The sequence below is a fragment of the Ruminococcus sp. RTP21358st1_G6_RTP21358_211008 genome, assembly GCF_040908885.1.
Lineage (GTDB): Bacteria > Bacillota > Clostridia > Lachnospirales > Lachnospiraceae > Blautia_A > Blautia_A faecis.
Genome location: NZ_JBDGDM010000049.1, coordinates 1 through 14,925, shown reverse-complemented (window position 1 = coordinate 14,925; position 14,925 = coordinate 1). Strand labels below are relative to the sequence as shown.

Sequence of the window (14,925 nt, the reverse complement as noted above, 5' to 3'; positions counted from 1 at the left end):
TATCGTTGGTGATTTGCCCTTTGGGATTATTTATAATTGAATCAAACAATGAAAGGACGGATAACGAAATGGAAAATGCAGTTACAAAAAGAGAAAAAATCAGTTATGGTTTGTATTTTATGGGACAGAATGTATTCTATGGACTGATAGGATATATGACTACATATTTTACAGATATCGGCATAACGGCAGCATTGGTTGCAATCGTGGCGCTGATCACGAAAGTGTGGGATGCCATCAACGATCCGATCTTCGGTATGATCATGGATAAGGTAAATTTTAAGAAAGGGAAATTCCTGCCGTGGCTTCAAATATCTGTCATAGCGATTCCGGTGGCGACCATTCTTCTTTTTACAATACCTACCGGGATTCCCATGATGGCTAAAATCATATGGGCAACACTTGCTTATATGTTATGGGATACAGCCTATACCCTTTGTGATGTGCCGATTTTTGGTATTGTCACCACGATGACAACGGACCAGAAGGAACGTATTTCACTAAACAGTATAGGAAGGATGTTTGTTATTTTTTCAGGTATTGTTACAGGAATTGTCCTGCCGTTGGTACGGCAGCGGTTAGGCGGCTGGGCGACAACAGTAATTGTGTTATCTCTTTTGTCAGTTGTTATGATGATTCCAATCTGTCTGTTCGCAAAGGAGAGAGTAATTGAAAAAGAAAGAGCACTGGACGAAGGGGCAGAAGATAGTTATACGTTGCGCGATATGGCAGAATGTCTGCGAAAGAACAAATATTTATTGATTTTCTTTGCGGCTCCGCTCATCAGCAGCCTGCTTAATGTTGGTGCAAATTGGGGCTTATATGTTGCCCGGTACTGCCTTGGCGGTGAAGAAGCTGCCTCATATGTTTCGATGACGGTGATTATTCCGACCTTAATCGGTGCGGTTATGGCAGTAGAATTATGCAAGAAATATGACAAATTTAAAGTCTTCTATATTTCATATGTTTTCGCTTTACTTCTGGGAATTGTAAGATTCATGGCCGGGTATGAGAATATGACGGTGTATGTGACTTTAAATGCCTTAGGAGGAATTCCGCTGGGAATAGCAGTTATACTGCAGTATCAGTTTACGCCGGACTGCTACGAGTATGGACAGTACAAGACAGGATTAAAAATGCGTGGTGTAACGTTTGCAGCGCAGACATTTTTTACAAAATTAAATGGAGCGATCGCAACAGCAGTCAGTGTGTTTGCGTTAACTTTAATCGGCTTCCGGGAAGGAGAAGGCGTTGTTCAGGCGGCAGGATTTGCCGATAAATTATGGACATTCAGCTGTCTTGGCAGCATTATCGGGGGTATTTGCACTCTGCTTATGCTTCGCCTTTACAAGCTTAATGACCATGATGTCCAGCTGATGGCAAAATGCAACAATGGTGAGATTAGCCGTGAAGAGGCAGAGTCACAGATGATCAATCAGTATTAAGAAAAGAATGGAGGACTTTTGCGATGGACAGAATAAAGGAACTGATTTCAAAAATGACGCTGGAAGAGAAGGCAAGTCTCTGCTCGGGCGCTGATAACTGGCATACGAAAGAAATCAAACGACTGAACATTCCGTCAGTTATGATGGTGGACGGCCCTCACGGACTGAGAAAGCAGGAAGGGGAAACGGATCATCTGGGATTGAATGAAAGTGTGAAGGCCGTTTGTTTCCCAGCAGCCTGTGCAACAGCCTCCAGCTTCGATGTTGACCTGATGGAACGGATGGGAGAGACGCTGGGAGCGGAGTGTCAGGCCGAGAATGTAAGCATGCTGCTTGGCCCGGCGGTGAATATTAAAAGGAGCCCGTTATGCGGGCGGAACTTTGAGTATCTGTCGGAGGATCCATATCTGGCAGGTAGGATGGCATCGGCATATATCCGCGGAGTACAGAGTCAGGGCGTGGGGACAAGCATTAAGCACTTCGCACTGAATAACCAGGAAACACTCCGTATGACGATATCTTCCGAGGTGTCAGAACGTGCGCTCAGGGAAATCTATCTGCCTGCGTTTGAGGAAGCGGTGAAAGAATCAGCTCCAAGAACCGTCATGTGTAGCTACAACAAAATAAATGGAGAATATGCTTCGGAAAACAGATATTTTCTGACAGATATCCTGAGAAAAGAATGGGGATACAAAGGCTGCGTCGTCAGTGACTGGGGCGCTGTAAATAACCGTGTGAAAGGACTGCAGGCCGGACTGGATCTGGAGATGCCTTATTCCGGAGGATACAATGACAGACAGATTGTGAAAGCAGTACAGGAGGGAAGACTGGACGAAGCTGTGCTGGATGAAGCGGTGGAGCGGGTATTGAATGTTGTATTTGCCGGTGAAGAGCAGCATTGTCCGGAAATTATATCTGATAAGGAAACAGATCATAAAAAAGCAGCGGATATTGAGACGGAATGTGCGGTCCTGCTAGAAAATAACGGTATACTTCCGTTGAATACAGACAGAAAGGTTGCCTATATAGGGGAATTTGCCGAAAAGCCGCGGTATCAGGGCGGCGGCTCCAGCCATATCAATCCGTTCATGGTTGTTTCGGCATTAGATGCTGCCGGAGAAAAAGGGCGTAGCGTGACTTATGCAAAAGGATTTTCTATGGAAAATGACGCGATGACGGAACAAGAGCTAGAAAAAGCGCTTCGGACTGCTGCAGAAGCAGACGTCGCGGTGATCTTTGCCGGTCTGCCTGAGATATTTGAGTCGGAAGGGTATGACAGAACATCTATGAAGTTGCCCCAATGCCAGGACCGTCTGATCGAAGAAGTGTTGAAAGTACAGCCTAATGTTGTAGTTGTACTCCACAATGGAAGCCCGGTAGAACTGCCCTGGGCTGATAAAGTAAGCGCGATCCTTGAAATGTATCTCGGAGGTCAGGGCGTTGGCGAAGCCTGTGACCGGCTGTTATACGGAGAAGCGAATCCGTCCGGCAGGCTGGCGGAGACATTCCCGTACCGGCTGGAAGATAATCCGAGCTACCTTCATTTCCCAGGAAATGGAAAGCGGGTGTTATATGGTGAGGATATCTTTGTCGGGTACCGCTATTATGATACAAAGAAGGTTCCGGTGCGGTATGCATTCGGACATGGGCTGTCTTACACGGAATTTGCTTATGGGGACTTGAATTTGTCATCGGCTCAAATGACGGATGAGGATATCCTGACGGTCTCCTTCAAGGTGAAAAATACAGGAAAGACAGAAGGAAAAGAAGTCGTACAGCTGTACGTGGCTGACCTGTGCGGCATATCGGAGAGACCGGTCAAGGAATTGAAAGGATTTGCCAAAGTTCATCTCCTGCCAGGAGAGGAAAAAACGGTGTCGATGGAAATTTCGGCGAGGGATCTTTCCTATTATGAAGAACGTCTCGGGGACTGGTATGCGCCATCCGGAACATATCGGATCCTGATCGGCCATGCTTCTGATGACGTCCGATTACATGCTGATATTATATTTGAAACACAGAAAGAACTGCCCCTTTGCGTAGATTTCACAACAACGTTCGGAGAATTATTGGATCATACGAAAACCGCTCCCGTTATTACGGAACTGCTGGCTCCATTGGCAGCAGCAGCCGCATCAGCAGAAGGTATGAGTGACGAATACAAGAAGCTGGGAGAGCAAGTTATCCGGGAAATGCCGCTGAAATTTCTGCTGGGACAGATGCCGGGAGAACAGGTGGAACAGCTGATCGGGCAGCTGAATTGTTTACTTGCACAATAGGATAATTGAGGATGAGGTAGCGGTAAATGGTATTCGTAATATGGCAGAAGAGATTGTGTTGAAAGAATTGATTTACAGGTAAACAAAGAGCTGAAATCTTAAGTTTGGTAGGTAAAATGATGAAATTCCGTAAATGATTTTATGAGGCAAATCCATTATACTCGAATTACAGTGTACACAATGAAAAAAGGAAGGAGCTTGGAAAACGGCAATATGAATCAGATTTACGCAGCAAAAACAAATCATATCACGAATCCGGTGGGATTTTTACTGAATCCGGTGGTTTTTTCGTGGAAGGTCAGAGAATGCAGGGGAAAGAACCAGAGATGTGCCAGAATCCTTGTGGCAAAGGATGAAACCTTCGCGGATGTTCTTTGGGACACCGGGGAGGCAAAGCTCGACAGTCTGGCTGTAAAAGCGGAGATGAATCTGGAGCCTTGTACCAGATATTACTGGAAGGTAATCGTTACTACGGACGCAGACGAAGTGCTGGAGTCCGACGTACAGTTCTTTGAGACGGCAAAGAGGGACGAGCCGTGGGTGGGAAAATGGATTACCTGCGACAGCAGGATGGAACGCCATCCCATTTTCTCAAAGCGAATCATTCCCCGTGGAAAGGTAAAAAAAGCCCGTCTCTATCTCTGCGGACTGGGGCTTTATGAGGCATATTTTACGGATGGAGAGAAAACCGAAACAGATATTTTAAAATCCGCGAAAATTGGGGAAGAATATCTGACCCCGTACTGCAATAACTACAATCAGTGGTTACAGTATCAGACGTATGATGTGACCGCGCAGATGCAGCGCGAAGGTGTGTTGTCCGTTCTTTTGGGGAATGGGTGGTACAAAGGGAGGTTCGGGCTCAATCAGACAGAACAGAAAGGATTTTACGGCGACGAGTGGAAACTGCTGGTAGAGGTGCATCTGGAATATGAGGATGGCACACAAGAGATAATCGGCACGGATGACACATGGGAAGTGACAAGGAGCAATCTGTTTTTTTCCAATATATATGACGGGGAGAAACGGGATGATACCTTGGAACCTGTCGAACCTGTCAGCGCGCAGCTTGCGGAGGCGCCGCAGGGGCGACTGACGGAGCGGCTGTCCCTTCCGGTGACTGTGCATGAACAGTTTACACCGAAGGAACTGATTCACACCCCGAAGGATGAATGGGTGTTTGACTTAGGGCAGGAGATTACCGGGATTTTCAAACTTCATGTCCATGAGCCGAAAGGAAAAGAAATCAGAATCCAGACAGGCGAAATCCTGCAGGACGGATGTTTTTATAACGAAAACTTAAGAACCGCTTTGTCGGAATATGTGTATATCTCTGACGGGGAAGAAAAAGACATTGTTCCGCATTTTACATTTTACGGATACCGGTATGTAAAAATCAGCGGGGTAACCAATGTCTCCTGTGAAGATTTTACGGGAATGGCACTCTACAGTGATTACGAAGGTACCGGTAGTATACAGACAGGAAATGAACTGGTAAATCAGTTGATTTCCAATGTGGAATGGGGCATGAAGGATAATTTCTTAGATGTGCCGACAGACTGTCCGCAGAGAGATGAGCGCATGGGATGGACAGGCGACACACAGGTGTTTTCGGGTACGGCATGTTATCTGGCGGATACCTATGCATTTTACAGAAAATATCTGTACGATTTGTATAAGGAACAGCTGATTGCCGGAGGGATGGTTCCGGAGGTGGTGCCGACCTTCGGTCCGTCGAAATGTTCCTGTGCATGGGGCGATGCGGCCTGTATCGTTCCGTGGAATGTCTATCTGTTCAGCGGGGATGCTGCCATATTGGAACAGCAGTTTGACAGTATGAAGGCTTGGGTGGACTATATCCGTAAGGTGGACGGAGAGCACCACGGATGGAGACATTCCTTCCATTACGGAGACTGGCTGGCGCTTGACCGGGTGGGAGCCGCGGCGGGAAATGTATACGGAGCGACCGATGAAGGCTATATTGCGGATATTTATTATGCGGCAAGCGCGGAGCTTACAGCGAAGGCAGCGGCGGTTCTCGGGCGAAAGGAAGAGGAAAAACAATATCGGGAAATCGCCGAAAAACAATGGCGTGTGGTAAAAGAAGAATATTTTACCCCGACCGGAAGATGCGCGGAAAAGACACAGACGGGTCTTCTGCTGGCTCTGAAATATCATTTGTCAGAGGACGAAGAGCTGACCAGAGAGATGTTAAAGAAACTTTTCCGCGAGAGCAGAAACAAATTGAATACCGGATTTGTGGGAACCTCTCTTTTGTGCAATGTGTTGACCGATAACGGAATGACGGATACCGCCTACCGCCTGCTTTTGAACGAGGAGTATCCGGGGTGGCTGCACGAAGTGAAACTGGGAGCCACCACAGTCTGGGAACGATGGAATTCACTGGATGAAGACGGTAAGATATCCAGTACCGGAATGAACAGTCTCAACCATTATTCTTACGGGGCGATTCTGGAATGGATGTTCCGCCATGTGGGAGGAATCCATCTTTTGGAAGAATCTCCGGGAGGAAGAAGGATTGCAATTTGTCCGAATGTCCATTATGATTTGAGAAGGGCAGAGGCAGTGTATGATTCGGCCGTCGGACAGTATGCATGCAGCTGGGAAATTATGGAGGATAACAGGATTAGAATCAAAATTACGATTCCGTTTGGCGGAGAAGGCGAGGTGCGATTGCCGCATGCTCCGGAGATTCTGTTTGAAGATAAGACAAATCCACTATTCGCAACAGTGGTGAACGGTATTTGTTATATCACTGCAGGAAACTATGAAGTCGTATATGAGGCAACTGAGAAGTTAAAGAAAATATACAGCGTGGAGTCAAAGCTGGAAGATTTGCTGAACCATCCGCAGATACGGGCATTTTTGTCGACGATGACCGAGGTGGATATGATACCGGATGCGGTCTATGGACTGTCGTTTCGACAGGTGGCGGAGATGTTTTCCGGACCGATGGATGAAGGGCAGACAGAGATGTTGAATACAGCATTATCACAATATTAACGAGGAGAGAACAAATGAGTGAGAAGAGTAAAAAACAAAAGGTTAGTATCGTGGAAAAAATGGGCTTATTTATGGTATGTGCGGGAAATATTCCACTGATGGGATTATTGTCAGGATTCTTTATGATTTACTATACGAATGTGGTTGGTCTGGAACCGGCAGCACTGGCGACCCTGTTTTTAATATCCAAGGTGGTGGATGGAATCAGCGACCCGATTATGGGATATTTTCTGGACAAATTTCCGGTAACAAAAATGGGAAAATTTCGCCCTATGATTATTCTGGGAACAATCATCTGTGTTATAAATTATATTTTACTGTGGTTTGGCGCAGTCTGGATTCCGGTCGGAAAATATGTGATTGTGTATGTGACGTATCTGCTGCTGGGCTGGACGTTTGATATTATGGATATCTCCAAGAACAGTTTGCTCCCGGTCATGAGCGCGGATGACAAGGAGAGAAACAGTTTGTCACTTTTCAACGCGTTGGGAACAATGATAGGTAGCGCGGTACTGGCTGTGGCAGCACCGATTCTTGTGGCGGAAGGAACGTTACAGAACTATTACGTGTTAATTTTCGGTTCCATGGCCATGGTGTTGGTTTTATCTATTGCAGGGGCTCTTTGTGTAAAGGAAAGAGTAGCTTTTGAAGGAAAAAAAGAAGAAAGTTATACATTCAGGGAATTGTTACAGTTTTTGCGGTATAAACCTGTCTGGGCACTGTTTTTAGTGGCACTGGTAGTCGGGGTGGGCAGTAATATAGCAGGAGGAGCCGGCGCTTATTTTTACACATATATATTGGGTGATATGACGCTTATGTCAGGGGTGTCACTTGTTTCAATGATAACTGCTCTGGTGGGAATTTTCCTTGGACCAATTCTGGCAAACCGGTTTGGAAAGAAACAGATTTTTGTAATGGCAATCGTCGTATCCATCCTGTTTTCCGCACTGCGTTTGATTGATGTGAGATCTATGCTTTTGATCTATATTAGTACAGTGGCAGGAGGTGTGGCAGGCGGATGTATAGCACCGCTGACAACCAGTATACAGGCAGATAATACTACTTACGTGCAGTATAAAACCGGAAAACGTGCAGAAGCGGCGATCGCATCGCTTACATCTTTTATTACAAAAGTGGCGCAGGGACTCGGAGGAGCGATTCCGGGGTATGTATTGGCAGCTACAGGTTTTGTTACCGGCTCGGTTGCCCAGCCGGAGAGTATCAATACAGGAATTATCCTCTGCGTACTGATACTTCCGACTATCCTGACTGCCGCAGGGGCGATTCTTTTTGGTACACAGTATACGTTGGATAAAAAAGCAGTAGAGGAAATGCACACGGCAATCGCAGCGCGCAGCAATAAGTAACATATTGAAGGAGAATGCGATGGAACTGTCAAGATTAAAAGTAAACAACCACAGCGACGGATAACACCGGTGATACCGCCACCGCCACATCCTCCTTTGAAACAGGTTTTATGAAAAGGGAGTGGAGTGCGCAGTGTTGTTTGAAACGAGAATTGAGTATGAAGACGGCACATTTGAGACAGTTCTCTCTGACGATAAGTTGAAAGTTGCCGATGGTACAGTATGGTGAACCTGTGCGGCCGGTGAAAGAAGTGGAGGCGGTCGGTATGGAGGTAAGCCCAAAGGGAGAGACCATTATCGATTTCGGTCAGAATCTGGCAGGTGTACTGCGGGTAAAGGTGGATTTGCCCGCAGGAACAAAGTTGATACTAGATCACTTTGAGACCAAGGATTCTCAGGGGAATTATTTTAATAATATAGCTGGTGCTGACATGACAGGTCATACACAGACGGATGTATATATATCTAACGGGAAACCCGCAGAGTACAGACCGCATTTTACATATCATGGTTTCCGCTATGTGAGAGTGATATGTGATGCTCCGGTAAAGCCGGAAGATTTTACGGCAGTGGCGCACGCAGGACAATTTTGGGCAAGAGATAAGGAGGAAAAGAACATATGAAAATTCTGGCAATGATAATGCTCGTGCTGCTCATTTTAGCAGTCGGCTTTGTGGGGTATGTTTATAAGAAAAATGCGATGTTTCTGCCGGCACTGTTTGGCATCGGCGGTTTTCCGAATATAAAAAAGAAAGATTATTATCAGGCAGACGGAACATTCCGGAAAGCGGAAAAAGATGATAAAATGGCATTTTTTATGCAGCATCCGGTGTTTGGCGGCTATAAGCATATGTTTTTTAATGTTGAGGATAACGTGTTAAAAGCGATTGCCCCGGCAAAATATGCAGATTTTCTAAAAGCGCAGGGCAGAAGTGATCAGATGGAAAATGCACTGGAGGCTTTTAATTACCTGACCCGGCTTGTGGAAAGTGGAGAGGCGCAGTTGATTTCCGATATTAACTCGAAAGAAATGATAGAACAGAATCCATATCAGTCTCATTTGACCGGAATGTTTTACAAAGGAAAGCAAGGAAAACCGTTGGCGGTGGTCGTTCCCGGAGGTGGATTTATCAGTAATGTGACGGACTGCGAGGGATATCCCGTGGCAATGAAATTACACAAGTTGGGGTACTCCGTATTGGTAATCAGTTACCCGATTGGCAAACAGCTGGGAGAAACGGAACATGAAAAACAGGGGCAGGCAGCGGTCAGGGAGCTGGTGCAGGTAATCCGTTATCTGAAGGAGCATGAGCAGGAACTGTCTGTGGATATGGATGACTATGCGATATTCGGTTTCTCGGCAGGCGGCATGATGACTACGGCATATTCCTTCGCAAATTACGAGGACTGCTGTCACAAAGTAAAACTGCCGAGACCGAAAGTGATTTTCCCGATGTATGGTCTGGACTGGAATGTGAAAGCGCTTGAGCAGGATAAGGGACTGGCGGTATTTTCCATCGCAGGGCGCGAGGATGAATACGGATTCGGAAATGTAGAGAAGAGACTTCCGCAATTGAAATCCGTGTTGGGTGAGGACAATGTGTCTGTACGGATTTACGATAATCTCGGACATGGATTTGGTATTGGTTCCAATACCATAGTACCTCATTGGTTTGAAGAGGCAGTGGAATTCTGGGAGGCACATCGGAAATAATTTTTTCAAGAACAGGAAGAGTGAATTTTGAGAGGTCAAGTGTTTTATAAAATTATAAAACATCTGACCTTTTTTAAAGATGTTGGGGTCAAAAGCCCCCAACTATGATGCCTACGGATTGTTCCGTGCTTTGCACTCCCACAATCCTCCCAATTATTCGCAGAGTAGTCTCGGAAACTCAATAAATAATTGATATAATTCAGAGAGTATTCCAGCAAATCAGTAATACAGTGGTTTGCGAGCGGAGGAGATGATGTTTAGAAGAGCTGCAGTAAAAAAAAGACATGGTAAGCAGCCCTCTTGAATGAGAGCTGAAACAAACGCTATTGGGGAAAGAGTCCGCTTATATGTTGGATAGTTATCCATGGCAGAATCAAGGCACATATTTGATATGTGCAGGTCGGGCATGTGTTTTTCAAATTCATGGAAAGCTACCAGAAAACTGACAGAATCATGTCTTTTGGCACTGGTAAACCGCAAAAGGAGTGGAATATCAACGTGTAGTGAATGGCGCACAATTCACGAGAAATGACAATAGTTTTTTGGAAATTTGCTGAAAAAATTTAAAATCCCTCTCTGAAAATGGGAGGAAACGAAAAAAGTAACAAGTACAAAAAGAGCGGAGATTCGGGTTTTATGGAGTTTCCGAGACCGTTCTGAAATAGATAAGGAGGAAAAAAACATGGGTAAGTACAAAGGGCTGTTCTGGCCGGCAATCTTAGGCGTCAAGCATATGCCGAAGGTAAAGGAATCGGAGTTTTACAATGTCGCGGGAGGGTTCCGCAGGGCTACGATCAATGACAAGATTGCGTTCTTCCTGCAGCATCCCGTATGGGAGGGCAGGCCGGAGCTTTTTATGAAGACCGGGTCGCCAAAGGAAATATATGCCATGTCAGGCATGAGCGTCCATGGTTTGTGCAATCTTATCGGGCAGCCCGCACAGGCGCAGAGCATCGTGGATGGTTTCAACTATGTCGTGGAGCAGAAAGGGCTGAAAAAGGTGCATTTCATCAGCGGGCTTTATGCGGAGGATGAGGTAAGGCGTGATCCCGACAAGGGAAAGGTACAGGGGATCCTGTTCCAAGGGGAGCCAGGGAAGCCCGTGGCTGTGCTGATTGCGGGCGGCGGGTTTGACGGCGTAGCCTCTTATTTGGAGAGCATCCCGGCAGCCATGGAGCTGCACAGGAGGGGATACAGTGCGTTTGTGCTGGTCTACCGTGTGAATGTGGAGCTGCATGAAACCGAACCGCAGGCCAAGGGCGGGGAGGCATCCAAGGATGTGCTGCCGGCGGTAAGGTATCTGATAGGGCATCAGGCAGAGTACGGCTATACGATGGACGGCTTTGGTATGTTCGGGTTCTCCGCTGGAGGCCTGATGACGACAGCCTACGCATTTTCTGATTATAAGGACTGCTGCCATAAACATAATCTGCCAAGGCCCGCCGCCATCTTCCCCATCTATGGCCTGCACTGGGAGCTTAAGGTTCACGAGGAGGACAAGGGGCTTGCTATATTTTCCAGGGTCGGGCGGGATGACCCTACCGGTTTTGCGGCCGTGGAGAAGATCATCCCGGACATCAGGAAAGCGCTGGGGCAGGAAAATGTCGATATCGTCATGTATGATAAGCTGGGTCATGGCTTTGGCCTGGGGATAGATACTGCGGCAGAGGGCTGGCTGCGGGATGCAGTCGCATTCTGGGAGGAGCATCGGAAATGTTGATTTGCTCTTCACGGATTTCAACTGTTGTTTGTGCCGCGGTGCGGCATGTCCGAAAGCGTGGGAGAACAGGAGAAATGACAGTATGGGACAGGTAAAAAACAATGATTCTTTTTTGGGCAAGGCTGAAAAATTAAAGCCTGTGCTGAAGCACAGGATGCTCCGGCCGGTGGGCGTTGTGTCCTTTGAGCGGAAAAAGGCGGACAGCGGGGCGGATTTCTGGAATACGGTGGGAATTGAGCGGTTGGGGATCCTCTCCGTTATGTTATCGGACGAGCCTCTCGCATATCGTGGGATTGTCATCCCACTTTTAGGCTCATATTGGGGCGGGTCCCAAGGCCTTTCATCCACTTATGAGCAAGCTCATGTGGATTTAGACCTTTTGACCTTGGCATCATGACATTACCTGATTTGGGGCTCCCTTTGCGCCATGCCTGCAGTCAGTCCGGAAAGAAAAAGTGGCAATGCCTGTTTCAGACTGTTTTCCACTGCATCTACAATCTGTTTCACAAAAAGTTCTTCCCGTTCTCTTGTTTCCAGATAAGGATCAGCCCGTGTGCGGTAGTAGCGGTCAAAATAATCTACCAGTGCAAGAGAGATTACCTGACTGTAAGATTTAAAATCCTGCCTGTCCATTGTCTGTAAATATTCCCAGGCTCTCCGCTGCTGTTCTTTGTCCAGATTAAAACGCAGGTTTGTGTTGCGGATATTGTTCTGCATGGTTTATCCCCTCCTTTTCAGGCTCATATAAGCAAGAGATTCGTAACCTTTAGCGGTGGCGCAGATGTCATCAATGATGGTGACTCGTGATTTGTCATACGTTCCGAAGTTACGGAACAGGCATCCACCGCCGCCAACCACATACAGGCGCATCAGGTCAGGATTGTATTCATATTTGCGGAGCGTGGAAAAAAGTTCTGCCACATACTGTCTGGCAATAGAACTGATACAATCCAGATATGGTGCTGAAATGTCAGCTGTTCCAAACCGCAGAATCTGTTCTACTGTGGATTCTTCAATTTTCACTCCGAATTTGTCCAGAACAGCGTTCTTTGCAGCAATCATGCATTGGTTTACACCAAGTTTTTCTGTCCAGCATCGGCTCTCCTGCGCTTTCTTATTGTTGATATACAGAATGTTCATGGTTCCGTTTCCGATATCTGCAAGGAGATTGGTTCCCTTGAAATCTCCAAGTTGGTTTACGATAGCCGGATACCCCTGTGGGTAAAGGCTGCATCCCACAAAGTGGAGATGATACTCTTTGCTGTTAAAAAGGTAACGGACTTCTGGATTCTGGAGCAGATAGGAACGAAAAGCTTCTCTTTGAGTTCAGATCCATGTCAGAGGGAGTCCGGCAGCCAGATGGACATCTGCTTCACGGATGGAAAAGACATTCAGTTCCCTTGCAATAGCCATTAGCGTCAGAAGATAATATTCTTCGTCCATAGCTTTATCCGGGATAAATTCTTTGTGTCCTTCGCCAATCCGGTAGTAAATGCCGTTATATTCCAGAATATTCCCGGTGAAGATTGGTTCGGTTTCATAGGCTTTGATGCCGGTTGGTGTGACGATGTTTGCTGTTTTCATATTGCCGTAGCCATGATCTACAGCAATGATTTTTGTGTTTCTGAGTTCTCGCATAAAAAATACCTCCGTTTTCGTATTGATTGATTCAACAGGTCGTACCGGTGTGGTACTGCTCTGCTGCGAGATAAGCATACGAAGATCGGAGGAAAAAGGCATTGAGGGGAAATTGAGTCAGAAATTGAGTGAATGTTTGGAAAGTTGTAAAATTGAATTTCCATTTTGGTAAAGAATTACCACAGTAATTATGAGGAGATAACGTGAATGAAAAATATAGTGATTGGGTATCCGGCAAATTTGATTCTTAAAAGTAGCATTTTTAAATGCAGCAAATTTTTATTATAAAACATTACTTTACAAGAAGAATAAAAAAGCATATAATTCTTTAATAAAATATTTAATAAAAGAGGATGAGAAAACGGAAAATAAAGATAAAAGAAATATAACAAGAAAAAAAATAATTAATTATGTGCTGAACAATCATGTCACATCCAAGGCAGAAATCGCAAAAGAGTTAAACTTGAGTATGCCGACTGTATTAGCAAATGTGAATGACTTGTTAGAAAAAATGGTGTTGGAAGAAACTGGGGAATATGCTTCGACCGGTGGACGGAAGGCAAAAAGTATAGGGATTAATAAGTCGTACTGTCATGCAATGGGAATTTTGATTACAGCGAATCATATAGAAATGGTATTAGTAAATCTTGGAGATGAGATTATAAAAAAGGATCGCATCCGTTTAAAATTTACGGCAGAATTATCCTATTGTACAGAGGTGGCACAAAAGGTCAAAACTTTTCTGGAAGGCGAATTAGCGAAGGATACGCTACTTGGGATTGGAGTGGCGATTCCAGGAATCATTGATCAGAAAGAACAGATCGTTTTAAAATCTCATGCTTTAGGCATAGAGAATTATAGTCTGCGTTTTTTAGAGCAGGCTCTGGAAATTCCAGTATATTTTGAAAACGATGCTAATGCTGCAATGCTTGCAGAAAAAAAGCAAAAGTATCCAAATGCGATATATCTGTCTTTGAACCACACCTTAGGAGGTGCATTCTGCATAGATGGAAAGCTGTTTCGAGGGCAGAACCAGAAAGCAGGGGAGTTTGGTCACATGATACTCGTTCCCGGTGGAAGAAAGTGTTATTGTGGTAAATCAGGATGTGCGGATGCATATTGTGCTGCAAGTGTACTGACAAAAGATAACAGGCAGTCACTGGATGCATTTATGGAAAAAATTGAAAGTGGTAATGAAAAAATTTTGCAGAAATGGAATGAGTATCTGGATCATCTTGCTGTTTTGATATCAAATCTGCGGATGGCATATGATATGGATATCATACTAGGAGGTGATGTGGGAGGTGTATTGTCAGATTATATGATACCACTGGGAGAAAAAGTGATGGCATATAATGGCTTTGAGCACGATGTTTCATACTTGAAAAATTGTTCGTATAAGAAAGAAGCGTCAGCTGTTGGAGCCGCGAAATACTTTTTCACAAAACATATGGTAGAATTGTAGTAACTGTTCACAGGTAGGAATTTTCTGAACTGAAAATTCCGTACGGTACAGCTCCCACTGACAGGTTGCAAAGCGAATGCGGATGTCCGCTTTATATGTGTGAAAAACGAGAAGTTGTGTAAAATTAAAAAAAGAAATTATAGTAAAAAACGGAAAGAAAACAGTAACTACGGTTTCCTTTCCGTTTTTTTGCGTGGTGCGCCTGGCGGCGCACGTTTCTAACGGGTTAAAGTCCCGAATCCGCCCGGTAGTGGGAAGGATATAGCCGAAGGC

10 protein-coding genes and 1 pseudogene are annotated in these 14,925 nt (G+C 45.5%); 9 read left to right on the top strand and 2 right to left on the bottom strand.

The annotated features are described in order from the left end of the window. Positions 1–20: 20 nt before the first annotated feature. From AB5Z12_RS16645 to AB5Z12_RS16610, 8 genes are all read left to right on the top strand, one after another. Positions 21–1,445, top strand: a complete 1,425-nt coding sequence (locus AB5Z12_RS16645) for an MFS transporter (protein WP_156338126.1) — start codon at positions 21–23, stop codon at positions 1,443–1,445. A 23-nt stretch (positions 1,446–1,468) separates the two neighbouring features. Then, complete coding sequence (locus AB5Z12_RS16640) at positions 1,469–3,724, top strand: beta-glucosidase (protein WP_368356922.1); 2,256 nt, start codon at positions 1,469–1,471, stop codon at positions 3,722–3,724. A 180-nt stretch (positions 3,725–3,904) separates the two neighbouring features. Further along, positions 3,905–6,748 (top strand): family 78 glycoside hydrolase catalytic domain, encoded by a 2,844-nt coding sequence (locus AB5Z12_RS16635; protein ID WP_368368712.1) that lies wholly within the window; start codon positions 3,905–3,907, stop codon positions 6,746–6,748. 14 nt (positions 6,749–6,762) lie between these two features. Then, a complete protein-coding gene (locus tag AB5Z12_RS16630) occupies positions 6,763–8,115 on the top strand; it encodes an MFS transporter (RefSeq protein ID WP_055267537.1) in 1,353 nt (450 codons plus the stop codon). 266 nt (positions 8,116–8,381) lie between these two features. Further along, the gene (locus AB5Z12_RS16625) at positions 8,382–8,738 is read left to right on the top strand and encodes a family 78 glycoside hydrolase catalytic domain (RefSeq protein WP_010782296.1); all 357 of its coding nucleotides are present in this window, start codon (positions 8,382–8,384) and stop codon (positions 8,736–8,738) included. Continuing rightward, complete coding sequence (locus AB5Z12_RS16620) at positions 8,735–9,829, top strand: alpha/beta hydrolase (RefSeq protein ID WP_055267539.1); 1,095 nt, start codon at positions 8,735–8,737, stop codon at positions 9,827–9,829. The genes AB5Z12_RS16625 and AB5Z12_RS16620 overlap by 4 nt, the downstream gene beginning before the upstream one ends. 682 nt (positions 9,830–10,511) lie before the next feature. Then, positions 10,512–11,549, top strand: a complete 1,038-nt coding sequence (locus tag AB5Z12_RS16615; RefSeq protein WP_101885224.1) for an alpha/beta hydrolase — start codon at positions 10,512–10,514, stop codon at positions 11,547–11,549. An 82-nt stretch (positions 11,550–11,631) separates the two neighbouring features. Further along, entirely contained in the window at positions 11,632–11,946 is a 315-nt protein-coding gene (locus AB5Z12_RS16610) for a hypothetical protein (protein ID WP_010782299.1), read from the top strand. Between the two features lie 2 nt (positions 11,947–11,948). On the opposite strand, the gene AB5Z12_RS16605 is transcribed toward AB5Z12_RS16610, so the two are convergent. Beyond that, positions 11,949–12,266, bottom strand: coding sequence for a hypothetical protein (locus AB5Z12_RS16605; RefSeq protein WP_010782300.1), 318 nt, complete (start codon positions 12,264–12,266; stop codon positions 11,949–11,951). Positions 12,267–12,269: 3 nt separating this feature from the next. Further along, positions 12,270–13,187, bottom strand: a pseudogene (locus AB5Z12_RS16600) (ParM/StbA family protein). Positions 13,188–13,518: 331 nt separating this feature from the next. Here AB5Z12_RS16600 and AB5Z12_RS16595 point away from each other — a divergent pair. Further along, positions 13,519–14,652 carry an ROK family transcriptional regulator gene (locus AB5Z12_RS16595; RefSeq protein ID WP_368356929.1) on the top strand — a complete coding sequence of 378 codons (1,134 nt, stop codon included), beginning with the start codon at positions 13,519–13,521 and terminating at the stop codon, positions 14,650–14,652. Positions 14,653–14,925: the final 273 nt, after the last annotated feature.